Annotated in this window: 21 protein-coding genes; 12 read left to right on the top strand and 9 right to left on the bottom strand. The window is 45.1% G+C overall.

Annotated elements, in window-relative coordinates:
* Nucleotides 1-35: 35 nt before the first annotated feature.
* A complete protein-coding gene (locus ACUM5Y_RS12920; protein ID WP_445977292.1) occupies nucleotides 36-296 on the bottom strand; it encodes a hypothetical protein in 261 nt (86 codons plus the stop codon).
* Nucleotides 297-718: 422 nt separating this feature from the next.
* Between ACUM5Y_RS12920 and ACUM5Y_RS12915 the strand changes: the two genes are divergently transcribed.
* From ACUM5Y_RS12915 to ACUM5Y_RS12905, 3 genes are all read left to right on the top strand, one after another.
* On the top strand, nucleotides 719-2,431 hold the full coding sequence (locus tag ACUM5Y_RS12915; protein ID WP_445977291.1) for an acetolactate synthase 3 large subunit: 1,713 nt from the start codon (nucleotides 719-721) through the stop codon (nucleotides 2,429-2,431).
* A 1-nt stretch (nucleotide 2,432) separates the two neighbouring features.
* Nucleotides 2,433-2,924: an acetolactate synthase small subunit gene (ilvN, locus tag ACUM5Y_RS12910; RefSeq protein WP_445977290.1), complete on the top strand. Its 492-nt coding sequence runs from the start codon at nucleotides 2,433-2,435 to the stop codon at nucleotides 2,922-2,924.
* Between the two features lie 116 nt (nucleotides 2,925-3,040).
* Entirely contained in the window at nucleotides 3,041-3,478 is a 438-nt protein-coding gene (locus ACUM5Y_RS12905; RefSeq protein ID WP_445977289.1) for an Lrp/AsnC family transcriptional regulator, read from the top strand.
* On the opposite strand, the gene ACUM5Y_RS12900 is transcribed toward ACUM5Y_RS12905, so the two are convergent.
* The 4 genes from ACUM5Y_RS12900 to ggt all read right to left on the bottom strand — a co-directional run bounded on the left by ACUM5Y_RS12900 (nucleotide 3,475) and on the right by ggt (nucleotide 7,052).
* Nucleotides 3,475-4,359: a DMT family transporter gene (locus ACUM5Y_RS12900; protein WP_445977288.1), complete on the bottom strand. Its 885-nt coding sequence runs from the start codon at nucleotides 4,357-4,359 to the stop codon at nucleotides 3,475-3,477. The two genes, ACUM5Y_RS12905 and ACUM5Y_RS12900, sit on opposite strands and share 4 nt — an antisense overlap.
* Before the next feature lie 321 nt (nucleotides 4,360-4,680).
* Nucleotides 4,681-4,824 (bottom strand): type B 50S ribosomal protein L36, encoded by a 144-nt coding sequence (gene ykgO, locus ACUM5Y_RS12895; RefSeq protein WP_445977287.1) that lies wholly within the window; start codon nucleotides 4,822-4,824, stop codon nucleotides 4,681-4,683.
* A gap of 2 nt (nucleotides 4,825-4,826) precedes the next feature.
* Nucleotides 4,827-5,075 (bottom strand): type B 50S ribosomal protein L31, encoded by a 249-nt coding sequence (locus ACUM5Y_RS12890; RefSeq protein WP_445977286.1) that lies wholly within the window; start codon nucleotides 5,073-5,075, stop codon nucleotides 4,827-4,829.
* A 216-nt stretch (nucleotides 5,076-5,291) separates the two neighbouring features.
* Entirely contained in the window at nucleotides 5,292-7,052 is a 1,761-nt protein-coding gene (gene ggt, locus ACUM5Y_RS12885) for a gamma-glutamyltransferase (protein WP_445977285.1), read from the bottom strand.
* Between the two features lie 208 nt (nucleotides 7,053-7,260).
* On the opposite strand from ggt, the gene ACUM5Y_RS12880 reads away from it, so the two are divergent.
* The 3 genes from ACUM5Y_RS12880 (at nucleotide 7,261) to ACUM5Y_RS12870 (ending at nucleotide 9,103) form a co-directional block, all read left to right on the top strand.
* Nucleotides 7,261-7,656, top strand: coding sequence for an ACT domain-containing protein (locus ACUM5Y_RS12880; RefSeq protein WP_445977284.1), 396 nt, complete (start codon nucleotides 7,261-7,263; stop codon nucleotides 7,654-7,656).
* 123 nt (nucleotides 7,657-7,779) lie between these two features.
* Nucleotides 7,780-8,364 (top strand): DUF938 domain-containing protein, encoded by a 585-nt coding sequence (locus ACUM5Y_RS12875; RefSeq protein WP_445977283.1) that lies wholly within the window; start codon nucleotides 7,780-7,782, stop codon nucleotides 8,362-8,364.
* Between the two features lie 100 nt (nucleotides 8,365-8,464).
* Nucleotides 8,465-9,103 (top strand): LysE family translocator, encoded by a 639-nt coding sequence (locus tag ACUM5Y_RS12870; RefSeq protein ID WP_445977282.1) that lies wholly within the window; start codon nucleotides 8,465-8,467, stop codon nucleotides 9,101-9,103.
* 78 nt (nucleotides 9,104-9,181) lie between these two features.
* Here the strand turns inward: ACUM5Y_RS12870 and luxS are convergent, their stop codons facing one another.
* The 3 genes from luxS to yjeH all read right to left on the bottom strand — a co-directional run bounded on the left by luxS (nucleotide 9,182) and on the right by yjeH (nucleotide 13,483).
* Complete coding sequence (gene luxS, locus ACUM5Y_RS12865) at nucleotides 9,182-9,694, bottom strand: S-ribosylhomocysteine lyase (protein ID WP_445977281.1); 513 nt, start codon at nucleotides 9,692-9,694, stop codon at nucleotides 9,182-9,184.
* Nucleotides 9,695-9,862: 168 nt separating this feature from the next.
* The gene (locus tag ACUM5Y_RS12860) at nucleotides 9,863-12,037 is read right to left on the bottom strand and encodes an esterase-like activity of phytase family protein (RefSeq protein ID WP_445977280.1); all 2,175 of its coding nucleotides are present in this window, start codon (nucleotides 12,035-12,037) and stop codon (nucleotides 9,863-9,865) included.
* A gap of 174 nt (nucleotides 12,038-12,211) precedes the next feature.
* Nucleotides 12,212-13,483 (bottom strand): L-methionine/branched-chain amino acid transporter, encoded by a 1,272-nt coding sequence (gene yjeH / locus ACUM5Y_RS12855; protein WP_445977279.1) that lies wholly within the window; start codon nucleotides 13,481-13,483, stop codon nucleotides 12,212-12,214.
* 159 nt (nucleotides 13,484-13,642) lie between these two features.
* On the opposite strand from yjeH, the gene ACUM5Y_RS12850 reads away from it, so the two are divergent.
* Nucleotides 13,643-14,074, top strand: a complete 432-nt coding sequence (locus tag ACUM5Y_RS12850; protein ID WP_445977278.1) for an Lrp/AsnC family transcriptional regulator — start codon at nucleotides 13,643-13,645, stop codon at nucleotides 14,072-14,074.
* Nucleotides 14,075-14,116: 42 nt separating this feature from the next.
* Here the strand turns inward: ACUM5Y_RS12850 and argC are convergent, their stop codons facing one another.
* A complete protein-coding gene (gene argC / locus ACUM5Y_RS12845) occupies nucleotides 14,117-15,148 on the bottom strand; it encodes an N-acetyl-gamma-glutamyl-phosphate reductase (protein ID WP_445977277.1) in 1,032 nt (343 codons plus the stop codon).
* Nucleotides 15,149-15,247: 99 nt separating this feature from the next.
* Here argC and ACUM5Y_RS12840 point away from each other — a divergent pair, with 99 nt between their 5' ends.
* The 5 genes from ACUM5Y_RS12840 to msrQ all read left to right on the top strand — a co-directional run bounded on the left by ACUM5Y_RS12840 (nucleotide 15,248) and on the right by msrQ (nucleotide 20,871).
* The gene (locus ACUM5Y_RS12840; protein ID WP_445977276.1) at nucleotides 15,248-16,981 is read left to right on the top strand and encodes a chloride channel protein; all 1,734 of its coding nucleotides are present in this window, start codon (nucleotides 15,248-15,250) and stop codon (nucleotides 16,979-16,981) included.
* A gap of 85 nt (nucleotides 16,982-17,066) precedes the next feature.
* Nucleotides 17,067-18,353, top strand: a complete 1,287-nt coding sequence (gene hemL / locus ACUM5Y_RS12835) for a glutamate-1-semialdehyde 2,1-aminomutase (RefSeq protein WP_445977275.1) — start codon at nucleotides 17,067-17,069, stop codon at nucleotides 18,351-18,353.
* Between the two features lie 22 nt (nucleotides 18,354-18,375).
* Nucleotides 18,376-19,149 (top strand): CDP-diacylglycerol--serine O-phosphatidyltransferase, encoded by a 774-nt coding sequence (gene pssA, locus ACUM5Y_RS12830; protein ID WP_445977274.1) that lies wholly within the window; start codon nucleotides 18,376-18,378, stop codon nucleotides 19,147-19,149.
* Nucleotides 19,150-19,273: 124 nt separating this feature from the next.
* Entirely contained in the window at nucleotides 19,274-20,263 is a 990-nt protein-coding gene (gene msrP, locus ACUM5Y_RS12825; RefSeq protein ID WP_445977273.1) for a protein-methionine-sulfoxide reductase catalytic subunit MsrP, read from the top strand.
* A 2-nt stretch (nucleotides 20,264-20,265) separates the two neighbouring features.
* Nucleotides 20,266-20,871: a protein-methionine-sulfoxide reductase heme-binding subunit MsrQ gene (gene msrQ, locus ACUM5Y_RS12820; protein WP_445977272.1), complete on the top strand. Its 606-nt coding sequence runs from the start codon at nucleotides 20,266-20,268 to the stop codon at nucleotides 20,869-20,871.
* Nucleotides 20,872-21,091: the final 220 nt, after the last annotated feature.

Raw genomic sequence — 21,091 nt, 5'->3', positions numbered from 1 at the left:
TTGGCTAGGCGAGGTCATCGCCTAGCTCAGGAAGATCAGTAAAGCAGAGAGTCGCCTTTCACCACATCCATTAGCAATTTAACGAACATGCGGTCCGCTTCTGTGTGGTTTTCTTGGATTTTAAGCGTGGTTTGGTTAGAGACCTCTGCCGCAATGCGCTCGTAGGCATTTGGCTCATTGATATTCTCTTTGGCAATGCGTACTAATTCCCCTGCCAATTCTGGATCCATCAGCATTTTTCGGAAACAGCGCAAAAATTCATCAATAATTCGCTGTTGATTGAGCTCACTGGCCATATTAAAACTCCTAGTCAAATAATCTTGCTATGACACCATGAAGTGTAGGTTAGAGCAAGTTTTATCATAGTTTTCCGGAGTGGGTGTTGACAATATTTTGGGCAAGCTCCAGAATATTCCTATATTTTCGACGCTACCCTGTCGATTACGTCCTTTTAGGGGCCATCAGCCCTCTCAATCAGATGCAATCTGATAAACACAAGTATTGAAAAGCGTGATGTTTGCCTTTTGATACTTCCCCTCGCGAAAAGACGCGGGCAGTGTAAAAACTGCGATTTCTTGCGTTTGAGTGCCCTTAATTTCAGGTTACCTCATTAGTTTTAGCAAACTTCGTTCTACCAACTTTAATCTGCCTAGCTTATACGGTTACAATAGAGCCCATACAGTGTGCAGACAGAATAATATAATAGAGGCGAAATAAGGTGGAGTTATTATCCGGTGGTGAAATGATTGCTCGCTTCCTTAAAGATGAGGGAGTTGAATATATCTATGGTTATCCAGGTGGTGCCGCACTTCATATTTACGATGCTTTGCATCGTCAATCTGATGTAAAACATGTGCTTGTTCGCCATGAACAAGCGGCGACGCATATGGCAGATGGCTATGCGCGCGCAACAGGTAAAGCTGGGACAGTACTGGTGACTTCTGGTCCTGGTGCAACGAATACCGTAACCGGTATCGCAACCGCTTACATGGATTCTATTCCAATGGTGGTTATCTGTGGTCAGGTCATGAGCTACCTGATCGGTGAAGATGCCTTCCAAGAAACCGATATGATCGGGGTGTCCCGTCCTATCGTTAAACACAGCTTCACGGTTAAGCACCCTTCAGAGATCCCAATGATCCTGAAAAAAGCCTACCACATTGCCAGTTCTGGTCGTCCTGGACCAGTGGTCGTTGATGTACCAAAAGACATGACCATGCCGGGCGAGAAATTTGAATACAAATACCCAGAGTCTGTGTCTTTGCGTTCTTACAATCCGCCAAGCAAAGGCCACAGTGGTCAGATCAAAAAAGCTGTTGAGTTATTGCTAGCGGCGAAACGCCCGATCATCTATGCGGGTGGCGGTGTGATCATGGGCGATGCGTCGCCACTATTAGTGGACTTAGCGAAAAAGCTGAACACGCCTGTTACCAATACTCTAATGGGATTGGGTGGCTTCCCGGGCACCGATAAGCAATTCGTCGGCATGCTGGGCATGCATGGTAGCTATGAAGCCAACATGACCATGCACCACAGTGATTTGATTCTTGCGGTTGGTGCGCGTTTTGACGACCGTGTGACCAATGACCCAGACAAGTTCTGCCCTGGGGCTAAGATTATTCATATCGACATTGACCCAGCTGCGATCTCGAAAACCATTCGTGCAGATGTGCCAATCGTTGGTCCTGTTAGCCAGGTATTAGAAGAAATGCTGTCTTTGGTTGAAGGCCAGTCGACTAATAAAGAAGCGCTAGAAAACTGGTGGAAACAAATTAATGACTGGCGTGCTGTGCACGGTGGTCGTTATGACACCAGCAGTGAAAAGATCAAGCCACAAGCGGCGGTTGAAGCCTGCTGGCGTGCTACCAAAGGCGATGCCTTTGTTGCTTCCGATGTCGGTCAGCACCAAATGTTTGCGGCGCAATACTATAAGTTTGACAAGCCGAATCGCTGGGTAAACTCAGGCGGTCTAGGCACCATGGGCTTTGGTCTACCAGCAGCCATGGGCGTTAAAATGAATTTCCCTAAAGAAACCGTTGTGTGTATCACCGGGGAAGGCAGTATCCAAATGAACATCCAAGAGCTTTCGACTTGTTTGCAATATGGCTTACCAGTGAAAATCTTGTGTTTGAACAATGGTTACCTTGGCATGGTTCGCCAATGGCAAGATATGAACTACGAGGGTCGTTACTCCAACTCATATCTAGACTCTTTGCCAGACTTCAAAGTACTGATGGACGCTTACCGTCACAAGTACGTTGAAATTCGTGGTAAAGATGAGCTGGATGCCAAAATGGCGGAAGCGTTTGCAATGGAAGATCAATTAGTCTTCATTAACTGCTACGTGGACCCAGAAGAGCACGTTTATCCAATGCAAGTGCCTCGTGGCTCTATGCGCGATATGTTCTTGAGCAAAACGGAGCGAACCTAACATGAGACACATTATTTCTGTATTAATGGAAAACGAGCCGGGCGCTTTGTCTCGCGTTGTTGGTCTGTTTTCTCAGCGAAATTTTAACATCGAGTCACTTAACGTAGCGGCCACTGATGATCCGACACTATCACGTTTAACGCTAACCACTTATGGTTCAGATCAAGTAGTTGAGCAAATCACTAAGCAACTGAATAAGTTGATTGATGTGGTGAAATTGGTGGATCTCACAGAAGGTCAGCACATTGAGCGTGAAATGATGTTGGTGAAAGTACGTGCTACTGGCGCTCAGCGTGCTGAAGTAAAACGTACAGTGGATATCTTCCGTGGCAACATAGTAGATATGACACCTTCTATTTACACCATCCAAATCGTAGGTGAGTCGGATAAGTTAGACGGCTTCCTACAAGCATTGGGTGGTGCACACTTACTCGAAGTTGTCCGTACTGGTGTATCGGGTATTGCTCGTGGTGAGAAGGTATTAAGCCTGTAAGCTTGAGCTGAAAGTGTTATGCCAAAATGCCGCTAAGAAGTCATTCTTAGCGGCATTTTTATAAGTAGCTTAAAACCCTTGGATCCCATGAAAGCAAATAAATTGTAGGAGCGATTGTGGATAAAATAGACCTAAAACTCATCAAGGCATTAGAAGAAAATGCTCGAATGACATACGCTCAGCTCGGTAAACTGGTGCACTTGTCTGCACCGGCGGTCACCGAGCGAGTGCGCAAGCTAGAAGAGCAAGGGGTTATTGCCGGTTACCATGCGACGGTTAATTTAGAAAAAGTTGGTGTGCCGATTACCGCCTTGGTGGAATGTGAAGTTTATCGAACCAAAGAGCGAGAGTTCAAAGCCTTGGTGTTGAGTCTTGAAGAAGTGATTGATTGCTATAACGTAACGGGACCTTCTGCTTTTATGTTGCGTGTTGCCGTGACATCTATGTCTAAGCTTGATGAGTTGTTAGAAAGGCTCATTGATTTGAGTGACACCCGTACCATGATGGTGCTCGCACAGCCAGTAAAGCGTGGTATGCCACTCAATATAAATTAGCTCAATGGCACAGCTTGATCCGCTGCTTTAGTTTGTTTAGTCGGCCATTGGCTTGCCATCATGCCCACAAAGATAAAGGCACAGCCTAATAGCTCACGATGGGAGAGAGTCTCATTCATTAATAACCAGCCTCCGATGGCGGCAAACACGGCTTCTGTCGATAAAATCAGCGCAGCGGAGCTTGGTGCGACATTTTTTTGCCCTAAGGTTTGCAGTGAGTAGGCAATGGCCGATGAAGCTATGCCCGCATAAACCAGAGGTAACCAGCTTAATTTAATAGCTTGCCAAGTCGGTTGTTCGAAACTGAGGGCCATCAGCCAGGATAAAGCCGCCACAATGACTAATTGCACGATCGAAAAACTAATAATCGGTACTTTTCGAGAGTAGTAACCCACCACTAATACATGCCCTGCCCAAAAGAAAGCGCCAATCAGTTCTATACCATCGCCTTTTTGAATGCTTAAGTTTGGCCCGACTGTCAGCATAAATAAGCCAACCAATGCCAAGACAATTCCAAACCAGGTATTACGAGCAATTTTATGCTTTAGAAATAAGCCCGCAATGGGAACAAACAGCATGTACATGGTGGTGATAAAGCCGGCATTTGCCGCGGTGGTATAAAGCAAACCGACTTGTTGCAGGGTCGCGCCCAAAAACAGCACTAGACCTGCAATGGCGCCAGCCTTAAGGGTTAATGATAAGTCTGCCCTTCTATGCCTTTCGAAAAGATAGGCCAGCGGCAACATTGAAAGAGCGGCTAAAGTAAAGCGGGTCGCGTTAAAACTATAGGGGCCTAATAAATCCATACCGACGCTTTGCGCGACAAAAGCAAAACCCCAAATTACTGCCGTGAGCCATAAAAAACCATGTGAAATTGTCATTATCTATCCTATTGCAAAACAGAGTGCCAGAAAGCAGCACTTCAATATGGAGAGAATTTTAGGGAGAAAAGCCATTGAGCAACAGCTGAATAAAAAGGGATATAAAGGTTATGGCTTTGGAAAGCTAAGATTTTGTTGGTTTTTACTTTCGATTCGAAAGTAATGGCCTTGCTTCGACTGGTGAGGCTTTATATTGGGCTAAAAGTGTGTGGTTTCGAGCCTTCTTGGATTTTACCGCACCTTTTACTAGGACAGGCACACCTAGAGCCCAGCAATATGGGAGATAGGTGTACCGGTTTGAATAGTTTTGGCGAAGTCTGATTAGACTTTTTTTCGACATTTACCCTGTACTGCTTTGAAGCGAGGGTTGGATTTGCAGATAACGTAAATACGCCCTCTGCGTCTAACTACTTGGGCATCTGGGTGACGTCGCTTGGCACTTTTTAATGAGCTGAGTACTTGCATGATTATTTTTCCTGACGCTTAAAACGCTTATTGAATTTGGCAATACGACCATCTTTTTGTGTAACACTTTGCTTACCTGTGTAAAAAGGATGGGAAGCACTGGACACATCTAGCGTCATGTAAGGGTAGGTTTTACCTTCATAATCAGCTGTTTGCGTTGTTTTTACCGTAGAGCCAATGAGAAAGTAGGTATTCGCAACCGTGTCATGGAAAAGCACTTTGCGATATTCCGGATGGATATTAGGTCTCATAATAAATACCTCAGATATAGGATTGAAATGTTATGTTATATTATAACAAATACAATCGTCAATCATTGTCATTTAGAATGTTTGCTATCTATAAGGTGGGATATCAGATAGTGAATTGGCGCAGGTGGAATTTTTGAGTAAACGGCAATGGGGAGATGGATAGTCTCGTTCAAGTTACCAAGAAAACGGCGCGCCCTAGGGCACGCCGTTATTGTATTAGTCTCCTAACACCAAACCTTCTCGTCTTGGATCTGCACCGCCCAGTAACTGGTTGTCTTCAACGATAATTCCTTGAATACCAGAGTTCAGGTCACGCACGGAGATCTTAAAACCCATATCAGTCAGAGGTTTTGCAAAAGCCTCGGCGTTTGAACCCTCTTCTATATCATAAGTACCAAAACGGTTAAGCATGTTTGGCAGCGAGATGGCTTGCTGAATATCCATGCCCCATTCTAAATGCGCGATGAGGGTTTTCGCGACATAACCAATGATGCGCGAGCCACCGGGAGAACCTACGACAAGGTAAGGGGCACCGTCTTTCATCACTATGGTTGGTGACATAGAAGAGCGAGGGCGTTTACCCGGCTCTAAGCGATTGGCAATTGGGTAACCATCTTGGAAAGACTTAAACGAGAAATCGGTGAGTTCGTTGTTCAACAAGAAACCATTACTCATCACGTTGGAACCAAAGCCATTTTCGATGGTGGTCGTGACCGACACGGCATTGCCATCTTTATCCACAATTGAAATATGGCTGGTGGAAGGCAATTCGATGGCGATATCGTCTGCTTGAGCGATCGGGAAGCGCCACTGGGGTGAACCTGGTGCCACTGAATCTAAAGCTTTGCCGGGTGTGATGAGCTTAGCACGTTCGGCAAGGTAGCTCTTATCAAGAAGACCTTCTGGCATAGGCACATAATCTGTGTCGGCCATATAGCGGCCACGATCCGCAAAGGCTAAACGAGAGGCATCCCCGATAATCTGCCATGCCTCAGGGGAGTTTGGTCCCATCTCTGCCAGATTAAATTGCTCTGTGATGCCCATAATTTGACCCACAGTTAGAGCGCCGGAACTCGGTGGACCCATGCCACAGATATCGAATTGTTTGTATGGTAAACACACAGGGGTACGCTCTTTCACCTTGTAGTTGGCAAAGTCTTGCTCGGACAGGACTCCGGGGTTATCCCCAATGCCTTGTACTTTCGTCACAATGTCCTTGGCAATTCTGCCTGTGTAAAACTCTTCTGGACCATAGGTGGATAAAAGATTCAACGTTTCGTAATAGGCAGTATTAGTAAGCTTAGAGCCCGCTTCTCTAGGCGTGCCATCGTGATTGAAGAAATAGGCTTTGGTTTCTGGGTAGCGAGATAGGCGCTCCGCACTACCTTTGATCGATTCTGCTAGGCGTGGCGAAACAATAAAACCTTCTTGAGCGAGCTGAGCTGCGGGGGCAAGTAGGTCTTCCCAAGGTAGAGTGCCGTAGCGATCATGCAATTCGCCCATTAATTTTACCGTGCCCGGTGTTCCCACTGAACGACCACCCACAACGGCAGTGTAAAAAGATAAAGGCTCACCCTTTTCGTCTTGGAAAAGTTCCGGTGTGGCGTCCATTGGTGCCGTTTCACGACCATCGAATGTGGTGAGTTGTTTTTTGCTGGCGTCGTAATACATAACAAAAGCACCACCACCCAAACCGGATGACTGAGGCTCTACTAAACCTAGTGCCATTTGTACGGCAACGAGTGCATCTATGGCTGAACCACCGGCTTTTAGAATATCGTAGCCCGCTTGGCTGGCGACTGGATTCGCGCTCGCCACCATGTAGTTTTTGGCTTTGATTAGTGCTTGTTCTTGAAGACCTGTCGAGGCTTCTGGGGCAACTGTGTCTGCAGCCTGACCTGCTGCGAATAAACTGGTACTGATCAGATAGAGAGGGGTGATGGCAAGGAACTTACGCCATGTTGGAATTTGAAACATAATAGCTACCTATATCCTTGTGGTATTTAATGAATGCCCTTACATGTAATCACACTATAGGGTTTTGGAAAATGCTAGAACACGACAAGATAGTAAGAATTGTTTTGTTATGTGAATGTGTGGAGATGTTGATTTTGCTCTAAGCCACAAGTGACGTACTCTTGGTTTACTTGGTCATCTTTGAATTTAATTTGAAACGGTAGTGGTTATGTCGGGAATAAAAGAGTTAGAAACCTTATTGGCTTCAATGGAGCCTGCTTTAAAAGAGACTGACTATGTATTTTGTACGCTAGATGGCTCAGTAAGTGAGTATGTGTCATTAAATCCCATCGGCATTTTTTGTGAAGAAGAAGGCGTCACCTTAGTACTGGAAAAAAGCATGGCAGAAGAGGCTGATCTTGCTTTTAGCGGAACTTTTAAGCAAATCACTTTGACCGTGCATTCCAGTTTAGAGGCGGTGGGGTTGACCGCGGCCATCTCAAATAAATTGGCAAATAGAGGCATTAGTGCCAATGTGATCGCAGCTTATTACCATGACCATATCTTTGTTCCAGCAGACAAAGCGGATGATGCATTGGCAGCTTTAAAAGAGTTCAGTGCGTAGGTTTTACTGGCATGTATGCCTAAGAAATTGCGCAAACTAAAAGGTTTCAACGGGGTAAGCATTGTTAATTTTTAGGCTAAAGGAGATGATAAAAACATTTTCAATAAAGACTGAGCGATCCATATGAGTAAAGGCTTTTCAATTTCATGTGAAAGAAATCAACACCCCATTCTTGAGCAGTTAACTGAGTGGTTTAAAGACCGTCAGCAAGTGCTCGAAATTGGTTCTGGCACCGGCCAACATGCGGTTTTTTTTGCAAAACACTTATCGCATCTCAATTGGCAAACCAGTGATATGCAGGAGAATCATCCGAGCATCAATGCATGGTTAGCGGAAGCAGAGTTGCCAAATGTGAGCGCCCCAGTGGTGTTTCATGTGGGTAAGAACGACTGGCCAGCTGTAGACGCCGATGCGGTCTTTACTGCCAATACGACTCATATTATGCAAAAGCACGATGCTAAGCTGATGATGCAAACCATAGGTAAACACCTCAAACGCGGTGGCATCTTTTGCCAATATGGGCCAATGAATATTGATGGTGAATACACCAGCGAGGGCAATCGACAGTTTGATCAGCATTTAGCAGAGAGTGGTTGTGGTGGTATTCGTGATATTGCCGAGCTTAAAGAGTGGGCTGAAAATATGCAGCTGGTGGCGCAAATTAACATGCCTGCCAATAATTTTTTGTTAGTATGGAAAGTGATTTAACCCTAAAGCCATTTTTTCGCTCGTTAGGGTGACGCAACCAGTTGCTTGCACATGAGGCAAGCTTAACAATATTCCACAAGGATAAATATTTGAGGGACAAATGAATACGGATACTTTGCTGATTTACTGCGCTGTTGCCTTCTTCTATATCATCAGCCCTGGCCCTGCTGTTTTTTTGGCCGTTTACAATGGTGCTCTTCATGGTATTCGATGTGTTGCGGCTTCTGCATTAGGTAATATTATGGGGTTGTTTGTCTTATCTGCTCTTTCTGCCAGTGGTCTCAGTGCGATTTTGATGACGTCTTCCAGCTTGTTTACCCTAGTTAAAACGATAGGTGCGGCCTATTTAATTTATTTGGGAATAAAGCAATGGCGTAGTAGTAAAGCACTTAACGGGCAGACTTTGTCTGAAGCACAAGGCAGTGATGAAAAAGCTTGGAGCCTTTATTTTAGAGAGGGTTTTGTTGTCGCCATTACCAACCCCAAGCCTATCGTCTTTTTTGCAGCCTTGTTCCCGCAGTTTTTAACGATAGGGTCAGCCGTTCTTCCCCAGTTCACTATCATGACTGGCGTGTTTATGCTTTTTTCTTTTATGTCTTTAGTTACTTACGGGTATTTGGGGAGTAAGGCAAAACGTTTACTATCGGATGGCAAGAAGGTTAAGTGGTTTCATCGTATTAGTGGTGGGCTATTCGTCGGCATGGGAGTCAGCTTGTTTACGGTAAAATCCACGGCTTAATAAAACAACTTAAAGCCTGTATCAGAGTTCATAAAAAAGGTGTCCACTGGACACCCTTTTCGTTTCTTTAAGCTTTGCTTAGCTGTGTTCTTTTAGGAACTCTTCGCTCAAGTAAAGCTCTTCATTGCTGTTCACCTTCACATCGCGGTCTAAAATCATTTGGGCGATTTTTTGCGCTTCTTCAAGGGAGTGCATTTCGTATGTACCGCATTGGTATTCGTTAAGCTCAGGAATGTCGTTCTTTGCTTTAACGCCTAATACATCTTGCATCGCTGCTTTCCAGGCTGAAGCCACTTGGTCTTCTGCTGGTGTACCAATCAGGCTCATGTAAAAACCTGTACGACAGCCCATTGGGGAAATGTCGATGATTTCCACTTGGTCGCTGTTTAAGTGGTCACGCATGAAGCCGGCGAATAAATGCTCAAGCGTGTGAATACCTGTTTCCGATAAAATCTCTTCGTTTGGTATGCAAAAACGTAGATCAAAAACGGTGATGTCATCACCTTTAGGGGTCGACATGCTTTTGGCAATACGTACCGCTGGAGCGTCCATTCTGGTGTGGTCTACACGGAAGCTGTCTAATAAAGGCATGGTTTTCTCCAAGAATATTTATGAGTTCAATTTCGCGCCATTGTACAGCAATTTTGAAGGCCTGTAAGGCAATAAAAGAGTGGTCTTTACTGATGGAACAGCGGGTTCAAAAAAGAAAAACGGCCTCAAAGTTGAGGCCGTTTTGTTTTTTACGAAAGAGTAACTAGCTTAGCGAAGTGTACCAAGCTTGATGAAGTAAGTTTCACCTGTACTGTCATCGACGCCGTCATTATCCGTTACTGCATAGCCTTGACCTAGGCTATCAAGAGTGAAGCCTTCAATTTTATCAACCACTATGCCATTACCCGCTTTTAACTCTGGTAAGAAATCGTGTACTAGTGCCTTTTTCGCCAGAGGCAGTTGCGAGCCGATAGCGGCAGGTTTTAATGAGCTTAGATCCACTTTGTACAAACGCTTCACTTTCGCTGCTTGCGCCAGTTGGTTGTCTCTTTCCAAGATATACAACATGCCATCGTGCGCGGTAATTTCAGACAGCCCCATCCAACCTTTTTGAGCTGGTTCTAACGGATAGTAAACCGCTTGCCATGATTGGTTGGTAAGGTCGTAGCGTAATAACTTGGTGCGATCTTTAGCATCGTCTTTCCAAGGTCGTTGAATCGCGACCCACAAGGCATCGTCTACTAAAGCGATGCCTTCAGCCCCAAAACGTAGCTGATGTTTTAGTAGTTCAGTAGGGAAAGGTATGGTTTGGTCAATCTCACCGTATTCCGTGACATGGTAAATTCCGTGCGGGACTTCTTTATCAGGATGGCCTTCAGAGGCTAGCCAAAAGCCGCCTTTAGGGTCAACCGCAATGCCTTCTAAATCCAATTTTTCTGCTGGCATTCCTTGGCGTGTCACGGTTAATTTATGGGTGATACGAGCCGGTGTTTGGTTTGCGTCGATGGTGAAAATAGCAGGCTGTGCGGAATAGAAGCTATCGTTAACCCCATATAGTTTGCCTGGTGCTTTCAAGTCAGCGGCCAAGCCAGATAACGCCCCCCAACCTATCGGTTGTCCAGAAGCATTGTTTTGCGACACTATGCTTGGGTAGTTAGCATTTTGTTCTTGCCATTGGTAGAGCATCACGTGAGAGCGAGCACCTCCATCTTCCACAAGGTCTGCTTCATTGGCGGTAGCAATGATGTTTCGTTGCGGAATCGCAATGGCAGATTCTGGAGCGATACCGGAAGGCATCATTTGTATAAGCTCTGGTGCTGCGCCTGTGTCACGATAAACCCCGACAATAGAGCCGCGCTCTGACATGACAAAAATATAAGTTTCGTTGCCGAATTTAGCGACTTCTAAACCTTCAGGCTCAGCCCCTTTTTTATTGGAGCGCTTTTCTGGGTAATGACCTGTTTTTACAACTTCATGCTCGAAGCTTTCCGCGCTTTCGAACAAGACATTCCCTTGCTTGTTAAAAATAGTAAAGCCGCGAGCGCCGCCTTTGTAGTCACCTTCATTTGCGATCACAAAACGCTCATTGTCGAGCCACTTGACCGCATCGGGTTCACGTCTAACGTTTTCTAAGCTCTCATTGAAGACCAAGGCGCCATCACGCTTGGTATCAATGTTAGAAAGGTTTACTGTGCCAGCCGAGAAGTCATTAACAATTTTTTTGCTGTTAGCGTCGATAATGATCAGATGGTTGTTTTCCTGCAGAGTAAGCACGATTTCATTAAGGTCGTTAAAAGCGACGAACTCTGGCTCTGGGTCATTCGGTGCAATCTCAGCAAGCCCGTTAAGGTTTATTTTATGAACGCTTTGGCAAATACCAGTGTCCATATTGAAGTCGATGACCGATAGATAGCCTGCTGGCTGCTGTGGTATCTCGCCATCATTTAGGTCTTCATCTCGTTCGTTCTCAATCGCCACGGCGATGTACTTGCCATCTTTTGAAATCGCGACTGAATCGGGTTGGCCGCCAAGGTCACAACGCTGTACAACTTTTTGGCTGTTAAGATCTATTACCGCTAAATAACCGCTAGGTTTTACATAGCTTTCGGAAGTGTTTACGCCAGCAACCACCCAGTTTGCAATACTTGCTACGGAAGTAGGTTCGCCATCTAGGGATAAGAATCCCGCCGCTTGAGGATTATGAGGGTCTTTGATGTTAACAAAGCCGATACCACCCAATGGGCTATCAGAGTAAATGAGGGTATTACCATCTTCCGACGCTGTGATGATTTCCGCTGATGTTTCGGTAGCAATAGGCTTGCTGCCTAGATTCTGAGCAACAGGGAAACTGGCAACACGCTGAAAAGAATTGGCCGAGGCGGTTAGGGCAACACCTGCTAGGCAAGTGGCGACTAGAGTACGACGAAAGTGGTTTATTAGCATTTTTATCTCCGAAGTTGATGGGCAGGGGAGACTAAAGTTAAGGTATTTTAATGACATTCTTATGTCGTTACTGTGCCAGTTTCGTGACATACCAATAGAAGGGTAGCGTCCAATTCTTGCAAAAAAGAGAGATATTGGACGCTAAAGGATTCAGCTAATAATTTAGCGTTGAAGCTATGAAAGTGCGTTATTCTTCTCACTTATGTGATGGGCTTTGCGCCATTGCTCATAACACAACGCAGTGATCATAATCGCGATCGCAAAGAGCATATTTATGCCAATAAAGAACGCCATGCCAAGGCAACTTACTAGCGCTAATGCTGCAAGAACTTTAAGTGTGTTGTTCACCAATCTAAATGCCGCAATGCAGGTGAGAGCATAGATCAATAAAAAATTGCTGTTGGTCATTTCGATAAACCACGCCATTTCCCAGCCGGACAATTCAGAAAAAACAATCGATAAGAGTACGATGGAACATACCAGTAACACGGCATTAATCGGCGTGCCTTGTGGAGATAGTAGCGCAAACTTATGAGGCAGCGCGTTTTGTGTGGCTAAGGACTGAACCATACGCGCGAAGCCTAAAATGTAGATGGCAACATTAGCGAAAGCAATAATGTAAGCGCCTAGTGCAAAAAGCTTGCTGCCAGTATCTCCTACTAATTTATTGACCAGTAAGGCAAGAGATTGGCTATTAGTCACTTCATCACCATAGGTGTGGTGGTAGGCGATCAATAACACCAAGCTAAGGTACGCCAGAATAACCAATGTAATGCCGCCTAATAGAGCGATAGGAAAGTCTCGTGTAGGGTTCTTAAATTCCGCGCCCATGTGGGCCATGACCTCTATGCCGAGAAAACACCAGAATATGACCCCTGTGGCATATAAGGTTGTTTGCCAGTCGGAAGGGCTTTCAGGAGTGGCGATCACACTCACACTGCTGCCAATGTCGGCAATGACACACAGCCAGATAATGGTCAGAATCATCACAATAACGACACCTGTCTGAAAGCGTGCTGAAGCTTGAATGCCCGCCACGGAAAATAGTGTCAGCGCAATAATGGTGATCAAGCTTAGTACCAATAAGTTCATCTCTGGAATGTCTATGATTATGCCTAGGTAGGCTGCTGCCACCTTTACGGCGACAGCTGGGCCGAACAGTAGAATACTCAAGAAAAGCCAGCCGACGGCTTTTTCATAATGTGCTCCAAATGCCTTACCAATATAGTGTGATGCGCCCCCAGCAGAGGGGTACTTCGCTCCTAAGAAAGCAAAGATAAAGGCGATAGGGATCACCATGGCTGCGGTGATGAGCCAAGCATAAAAGGCAAAAGAGCCAGCTTGAGTGACGGATATAGCGGGTAAGATCATCAACCCTGTTCCAATAAAGGTGGTGACTGTCATGGCCATGCCCTGAAGCGGGCCGAGTGTTCGTTGATATTGCATTGGATGTCCTTGAAAAATAGACAAAAAGAGCTGTTAAATGAATGATGAAAGGATATGATGAAAAGCATTTTTATGGGCTAAGCAAAGTGTGGTTATTGCCTCGCAAACTGTCGGATGTTTCGTCAAATTGCTAGGTTTTAGCGATAGATAGGAATCAATATGGCTTTAGATCGTTATGACCAACAGATTTTAGCGTTGTTGGTTAAAGATGCACGTTTGTCTGTGTCGGACATTAGTCGACAGATAAACCTATCTCGCTCCTCGGTTTCCGACCGAATTAAACGTCTGGAAGAGCAAGGGGTCATCACTGGGTATCATGCCCATACGGCGGTTTCAAAAGAAGAGGGTGTTGAGGCTTATTTGGCTTTGACATTCCGTCCATTATCTTGCGATCTCGTCGTGCCTATGGTGGAAAGCATCCCAGAAGTGAAACTTGCCCACTCCATCAGTGGTGACGTGGATTTATTACTGCTTGTGCAAGCGCCAACCATGAAGCGCCTGAATGAAATTCGTGAAGAGATTGAGACGTGGCCGAATTTACATAAGGTCATGACTCATATGTGTTTAACAAAGCGAGTCGATAGAATTTAGTTAGGCGCGCTTAATGACAAGAGCGCCTAACGTGACGGACTGTTATGGCATCATGCCTAAAGCAGTCAAGCCTTGGTTTTCAGCTAAACCTAGCATTAGGTTCATGTTTTGGATGGCCTGACCTGACGCGCCTTTCACTAAGTTATCGATGACAGATAACACCACCACTTTATCACCACCTTGAGGGCGGTAAACCGCGATACGACAGAAGTTTGCCCCTTTAGTACTGCGTGTTTCTGGCAAGCTGCCTGCAGGCATCACATCAACGAAGAAATCATCTTTATAACGTTCTTCGAACAAGCTCTGTAGATCTACAGACGTGTCTAACAGTGTGGCGTACATAGTAGAATGGATACCACGGATCATAGGCACTAGGTGAGGAACAAAGGTTAAGCCAATGGCTTGATCACTGACGAGCTGTAAACCTTGCTTGATTTCCGGTAAATGACGGTGACCCGCCACCCCATAGGCTTTAAAGCTTTCGCTGGATTCACATAATAGAGAGCCAATATTGGCACCGCGACCCGCACCACTAACACCAGATTTCGCATCTGCAATAAGGTGCGCAGGATCGACTAAACCTGCTTCTAGTAATGGAATGAGACCAAGTTGTGTTGCCGTTGGGTAACAGCCCGGGTTCGCAACAAGTTGTGCGCCCTTGATCGCTTCACGGTTTATTTCAGGTAAACCATAGACCGCCTTGGCAACGTAATCTGGAGTTCTGTGTTCCATGCCGTACCATTTAGACCACTCAACGGTATCCTTGATACGAAAATCTGCCCCTAAATCGACAACCTTGATACCACGATCAATTAATTCAGGAACTTGGTCCATGGCAACACCGTGTGGCGTAGCAAAAAACACTAGGTCACACTTTGCTAATTCATCAACGCTTGGGTTAGTGAAACGTAGGTCGTAGTGGCCGCGTAAGCTAGGGTAGATGTCAGAAACCAGTTTGCCTTCTTCACTGCGTGAAGTGATGGCGCTTACTTCCACTTCAGGATGATTGGCGAGAAGTCTTAATAACTCGGCACCGGTATAACCCGTTCCACCTACGATTCCTATTTTATACACGTGTCTTTTCCTACTGTTTTTACCGAAAAAATGGTAATTTTGAATTTAAATGTGATGCAATTAATAGTGCCCGAATTTTGGCTTTGTTGAAAGTGAGGTATGAGCCTGAAAGGATTAAATTTAAAAGAAAAATGGCAAGCCAAAACTCAACACCACAGTGATCTGATGATTTTGTCGATTTTAGGTGCGGTATGTGGCGTACTCAGTGGCTTGGTCATGGCATTGTTTTATATGCTGATATACCTGCCGTTACAGCCCTTAATGAACGGCGGTATTGATGACTTTGAATCTTTACCGGTAGAAATAAGAGTCGCTCTGCCTGTAGTAGCTTGTTTGTTACTGATCGGGCTTTTTTCGTTCTTGCCAAAAAAACACAGTAAAGTCGGCATTCCTTTTGTCATTGAGAGATTAAATTACCACCAAGGCAGCTTGCCGTGGCGTAATGCCGTAGTGCAGTTTTTCTCGGCAGTGATCGCTTTGGTCGGCGGTTTATCTGTGGGCAAAGAGGGTCCGACGGTGCACATTGGTGCGTCTCTCGGGGCGGGTTTTGCTCAGCGTAATAAATTGTCCCAGTACAGTGTCGAGACACTTATTGCTTGTGGCGTGGCGGGTGGTATCGCGGCCTGTTTTCATACCCCTTTAGCGGGTGTTTTGTTCGCTTTTGAAGTCATCTTTTTAGAGTATCGAATGCGTTATGTATTGCCGATTCTCTTGTCAGCGGTCATCGCAACACACGTAAGTCGTTATCTAATCGGGCCTATTGAGGTCTTTGATGTGGGTAATATCACTCTATCTTTTATTACCACAGATTTGGTCTTTGCTTGTTTAGCATTAGTGCTTTTTATCGTGGTTTTAGCCAGTACTTTCTTTCAGCTGCAGCGGCATCTATGGAAGCTTGAGTTTATTGCTGTGCATTGGCGCTATTCGGTCGTCGCTCTTATTACTGTGGCTGTTGCCATCTACTTGCCCCAAGCAATGGGCAGTAGTTTTGACTCATTTTCTCAACTATTGCATGGAGAGCTTATTGGCTACTCTTTGCTGGCGCTTATTTTGGTGAAGGTTCTGTTGAGTGCGATAAGCCTTGGTTTAGGTATTCCCGGTGGAATGATAGGTCCAACCTTTATGATTGGTGGCTTAGCAGGCGTTCAAGTTGCTTTATGGTTTGATATGACAGGCAGTAATATGGCTTTGTTTGCTCTGTTGGGAATGGCCGCCATGATGGCCACCTGCTTTCAAGCACCGTTAACGGCTTTGCTCGCCATGATAGAAATGACCCATTCATCTGAGGTGATTGCACCAGCCCTGTTTGTCATCGTGCTGTCTTGTTTAGTTTCCAAAACCTTATTGGGTCAGGAGTCGATCTTCATTGAAAGGCTTGAGCACATGGGGGTTTCATCGAGTGTGAGCGCATTCCAGCGTCATTTGCGTAGGCAAAAGATCGCTCCTGTAGCGGACTCTGTGATCGTCATTCCCCATTTGTTACCAATTGAGCAAGTGAAAGATTTTGCTGCGAGTATGCTAGACTATGCGGTGTTTGAGCACAGACGTCGCTGGTATCTACTGGATTGCGGTGAGGTTTTAGATCTTTTACAAACATTAAATGAAGGTCCTCAGCCTTGGCTGGTTACTCAAGAAGATAAGAATTGCATCGATGTTATGTTGGCGTTAGATTGCCAATCATTGGTGTGCTTAGAAGAGCCTGATTCTTTAGAAACCATGTTGAGTTGGTTTCAAACCACCAAAAACACAGAGGTTTTGGTGCACTTACCCGATAGTACATATTGTCTGGTGCGTCGTAATCGATTGGACGAGTTCTTATTGAAAGAAGATTAATAGCCAGTCGAGACTTTTTTATACTTTATCGGATAGGTGTTTGTATCCCTGTCCATGTTTTAAATTTTTATGGATTTATATCACTATGAGTCGTTCTGAAGAACTTTATGCTCGTGCCCAACACCGTATCCCCGGTGGTGTTAACTCTCCTGTTCGTGCTTTTAACGGTGTCGGCGGCACGCCGGTCTTTTTTCAACAAGGGTCGGGCGCTTATTTATTTGATGAAGATAAGCAACGTTACATTGATTATGTAGGTTCTTGGGGGCCAATGATTCTTGGTCACTCCCATCCAGATGTATTGAATGCTGTTCGTGAACAGTTGGATTTAGGCTTAAGCTTTGGTGCGCCAACCGAGATCGAGATCACCATGGCAGAAAAAGTCTGCGAGCTTGTTCCTTCTATGGACATGGTACGCATGGTGAACTCAGGTACTGAAGCCACTATGAGTGCTATTCGACTGGCTCGTGGTTACACGGGGCGCGATAAAATTGTGAAGTTTGAAGGTTGTTACCACGGCCACTCGGACTCTTTACTAGTGAAAGCAGGCTCAGGTGCTTTGACACTTGGTGTGCCAAACTCTCCAGGCGTGCCTGCGGATCTTGCTCAACATACCGTGACCTTGCAATACAATGATATTGAAGGCGTTAAACAATGCTTTGCAGAGATCGGCGATCAAATTGCCTGTATCATTGTTGAGCCTGTTGCCGGCAATATGAACTGTATTTTGCCGGAAGCGGGATTCTTAGAGACCCTGCGCGAAGCGTGTGATGAGTCTGGCGCAGTACTCATTTTTGATGAAGTCATGACTGGCTTTCGTGTTGCTCTAGGTGGTGCGCAAGAACATTTTGGCATTACGCCAGATTTGACGACTTTGGGTAAAGTCATTGGCGCTGGCATGCCAGTGGGGGCATTTGGCGGTAAGCGCGAAATTATGTCTCATATTTCACCATTAGGCCCTGTTTATCAGGCCGGTACTTTATCTGGCAACCCAGTTGCCATGGTGGCAGGCTTGGCTGTGCTGAATAATATCAGTGCTCAGGGTTTTCATCAGCAACTCGCTGAAAAAGCCAAGCGCTTAGTGACAGGATTAAAAACGGCGGCGGACGAAGCTGGCGTGCCTTTCTGTGTCGTCAGCGTTGGCGGTATGTTTGGCTTCTTCTTTACGGAAGCAGACAAAGTAAGTCGTTTTAGCGAAGTGCAAGAATGTGATTTGCAACAATTTCAGGCCTTTTATCATTATATGCTGGAAGAAGGCGTATACTTCGCACCTGCAGCATTTGAGGCTGGGTTTATTTCACAGGCTCATACCAATGAAGATATCGATTTTACGATAGCGGCGGCAAAACGAGCATTTAAAAAACTGGTCGTTTGATTCAAATAATTAAGGTAACGATATGTCAGTGCACGAAAAAGAAAGCGCGTTAGAAGAAGATGACGCTATTGAGTCAAGCAGTGAAGACTCCCTTAAAAAGCCACGCAGAGAAGTGTATTTACTGCCAAACTTATTTACCACGGCCGCTCTGTTTTCTGGTTTTTACTCCATTATTGCGGCGATGAATGGTGAATTCTCAAATGCCTCAGTCGCAATATTTATCTCGATGGTATTCGATGGTTTGGATGGTCGTGTTGCTCGGATGACGAGAACACAGAGTGCTTTTGGTGCTGAATACGATTCATTGGCAGATATGGTGTCATTTGGTATTGCGCCTGCGCTAGTGGTCTTTACTTGGTCTCTAGCGCCTTTAGGCAAAGTCGGTTGGATTGCTGCCTTTATTTATGCTGTTGGGGCTGCATTGCGATTGGCTCGATTTAACACCATGGTAGGAATTGAAGACAAACGCTACTTTACAGGTTTGCCAAGCCCAGCCGCAGCGGCGATTGTTGCAGGTGTTATTTGGGCGGCCAATGATAAGGGTGTTTCAGGAGAGGCTTTGTCTACTATTATGGCTTTGCTTGTGCCGATTGTAGGTTTGCTAATGGTGAGTAACGTTAAATACCGCAGTTTCAAAGATTTAAATCTAAAGGGGCGAGTGCCTTTTGTGGTTCTGTTGATCGCAGTTCTATCCTTAGTACTGATCGCCCTAGAGCCCGCATTAGTGCTGATGGGATTGTTTTGCCTTTATGGTATTTGGGGATTGCTTGGAATCGTGTCAAAACGATTTCGATAAATTTTAGAGATCGCAATCAGCCCCCGTTAGGAAGCTTCGTTAATGTCGAGGTTTCCTAACGGGGGCTTTTTTTTGAACTTGTTAGACTCACTTGTGTCTACTTATTAAACATAGGAGGTCTATCATGCTAATTCGTCAAAAACGCCGTTCAGATTGTGCTGAACATGAAGTTACCGATGAGTCCGTTTATTTAAATCGCCGCCAGTTTATGAAGGCCTCTAGTGGTTTGGCCCTAGGTTCTGGATTGGTCGGTAACGCTATTGCAGCAGTGCAATCTGGTAATAGCTTGCAGCCTCACGCAAATATTGCCAATGCATTTAATTCGATTAAAGAAACAGCTTATGGCGCAGGGGAAAACGTTGCGCCTTTTGATGTGGCTACCACCTACAATAATTTCTACGAATTTGGTTATGGTAAAGGGGATCCAGAGGAGCGAGCCGCAAGTTTAAAAACTACTCCGTGGACGATCACGGTAGAAGGCGAAGCAGAGAAAACTGGCGAGTTTGATTTAGACGATATTATCAACATGTCGGCGCTAGAAGAGCGTATTTATCGGCTGCGTTGTGTAGAAGCTTGGTCGATGGTTATTCCTTGGGTTGGTGTGTCGCTAGGTGATGTACTGAAACAGTTTAAACCCACCTCAAAAGCTAAATATGTGTACTTCGAAACACTTTATGATCCTAAACAAATGCCTGGGCAGAATGGCGGCGGGATTGAATGGCCTTATCGAGAAGGGCTAAGAATAGATGAAGCAATGCACCCACTAGCTATGTTTGCTGTTGGAATGTATGGCAGTGTTCTACCTAATCAGAATGGTGCTCCTGTTCGACTCGTTTTGCCTTGGAAATATGGTTTCAAGAGTATCAAGTCTATTGTGAAAATTCGTTTTGTTGAGCATATGCCTAAAACCACTTGGAGTATGTTGGCACCCAGCGAATACGGTTTTTACGCCAATGTAAATCCACAGGTTGATCATCCACGTTGGTCACAAGGTCAAGAAAGACGTTTGCCAGGTGGCATCGTTTTCCCTAATGTTATCAAAACCGAAATGTTTAATGGCTACGATGAAGTCGCAGGCCTGTATTCGGGAATGGATTTAAAAAGGAACTACTAAACGTGGCAAAGTTTTGGGATAGGAAAGAAAAGCCCTTTGTACTGGTAGTGTTTCTATTACCATTGGCATGGATGGTGTATTCACTATTAACTGGGCGCTACTTTCCTGACCCTGCTGAACCCCTTATGACACTAAGTGGTATTTGGGCAAGTGTCGCCATGGTGGGTGTGCTTCTAATAACACCCATTGTTAAAAATACTAATTTTAAGTTCTTAAATAGATACCGTCGTTTTGTTGGCCTGAGTGCTTTCTTTTATGCATTGCTCCATTTACTGATATATCTAGTGTTTCATGCAGGCCTCAGTTGGCAGTGGATCATCCAAGATGTATTGCAGCGCCCCTATATCTATATCGGTTTATTTGCCTTTGTCATTTTGCTTTTATTGGCAATGACGAGCACCAAAAAAATGATGAAGCGTCTTGGTGTGAATTGGAAGAAACTGCATCAATATGTCTACTTCGCAGCCTTAGCTATCGTCGCCCATCTATGGTGGCAGGTGAAAAGCGATATCACGATTGCTCTATGGGTAACTGCCTTTCTAGCTCCTCTTCTTTTGATGCGTATTAAGCAATTCCCTTTGCTTAAAAACTTTTTTACAAAAAGTTAAAAAACTACTTGCACTAAATCTGTAGATCCTTAATATACGCCCTCGCTGACACGGACAGGGCTTCACTCTTTAAGAGAAACGAAGCAGCTTAAGTGGTACGGCAACGCTCTTTAAAATAGATAATCAGATAATTTGTGTGGGCGCTCGCTGGAGACTTCAGAAGATCGACTTACTAGCTTTTGTTAGAGGTTGATCAAAAAAATTGAAGTCTTACGAGACG

Source organism: Marinomonas dokdonensis (genome assembly GCF_052747885.1).
This window is presented reverse-complemented; position numbering and strand designations above follow the sequence as displayed.

What these genes read in the sequence shown, in the direction of transcription:
- ACUM5Y_RS12920 (WP_445977292.1), bottom strand. Translation starts at nt 296, where the DNA reads ATGGCCAGTGAGCTCAATCAACAGCGAATTATTGATGAATTTTTGCGC.
- ilvN (WP_445977290.1), top strand. Translation starts at nt 2,433, where the DNA reads ATGAGACACATTATTTCTGTATTAATGGAAAACGAGCCGGGCGCTTTG.
- ACUM5Y_RS12900 (WP_445977288.1), bottom strand. Translation starts at nt 4,359, where the DNA reads ATGACAATTTCACATGGTTTTTTATGGCTCACGGCAGTAATTTGGGGT.
- ykgO (WP_445977287.1), bottom strand. Translation starts at nt 4,824, where the DNA reads ATGCAAGTACTCAGCTCATTAAAAAGTGCCAAGCGACGTCACCCAGAT.
- ACUM5Y_RS12890 (WP_445977286.1), bottom strand. Translation starts at nt 5,075, where the DNA reads ATGAGACCTAATATCCATCCGGAATATCGCAAAGTGCTTTTCCATGAC.
- ggt (WP_445977285.1), bottom strand. Translation starts at nt 7,052, where the DNA reads ATGTTTCAAATTCCAACATGGCGTAAGTTCCTTGCCATCACCCCTCTC.
- ACUM5Y_RS12880 (WP_445977284.1), top strand. Translation starts at nt 7,261, where the DNA reads ATGTCGGGAATAAAAGAGTTAGAAACCTTATTGGCTTCAATGGAGCCT.
- ACUM5Y_RS12875 (WP_445977283.1), top strand. Translation starts at nt 7,780, where the DNA reads ATGAGTAAAGGCTTTTCAATTTCATGTGAAAGAAATCAACACCCCATT.
- ACUM5Y_RS12870 (WP_445977282.1), top strand. Translation starts at nt 8,465, where the DNA reads ATGAATACGGATACTTTGCTGATTTACTGCGCTGTTGCCTTCTTCTAT.
- luxS (WP_445977281.1), bottom strand. Translation starts at nt 9,694, where the DNA reads ATGCCTTTATTAGACAGCTTCCGTGTAGACCACACCAGAATGGACGCT.
- ACUM5Y_RS12860 (WP_445977280.1), bottom strand. Translation starts at nt 12,037, where the DNA reads ATGCTAATAAACCACTTTCGTCGTACTCTAGTCGCCACTTGCCTAGCA.
- yjeH (WP_445977279.1), bottom strand. Translation starts at nt 13,483, where the DNA reads ATGCAATATCAACGAACACTCGGCCCGCTTCAGGGCATGGCCATGACA.
- ACUM5Y_RS12850 (WP_445977278.1), top strand. Translation starts at nt 13,643, where the DNA reads ATGGCTTTAGATCGTTATGACCAACAGATTTTAGCGTTGTTGGTTAAA.
- ACUM5Y_RS12840 (WP_445977276.1), top strand. Translation starts at nt 15,248, where the DNA reads ATGAGCCTGAAAGGATTAAATTTAAAAGAAAAATGGCAAGCCAAAACT.
- hemL (WP_445977275.1), top strand. Translation starts at nt 17,067, where the DNA reads ATGAGTCGTTCTGAAGAACTTTATGCTCGTGCCCAACACCGTATCCCC.
- pssA (WP_445977274.1), top strand. Translation starts at nt 18,376, where the DNA reads ATGTCAGTGCACGAAAAAGAAAGCGCGTTAGAAGAAGATGACGCTATT.
- msrP (WP_445977273.1), top strand. Translation starts at nt 19,274, where the DNA reads ATGCTAATTCGTCAAAAACGCCGTTCAGATTGTGCTGAACATGAAGTT.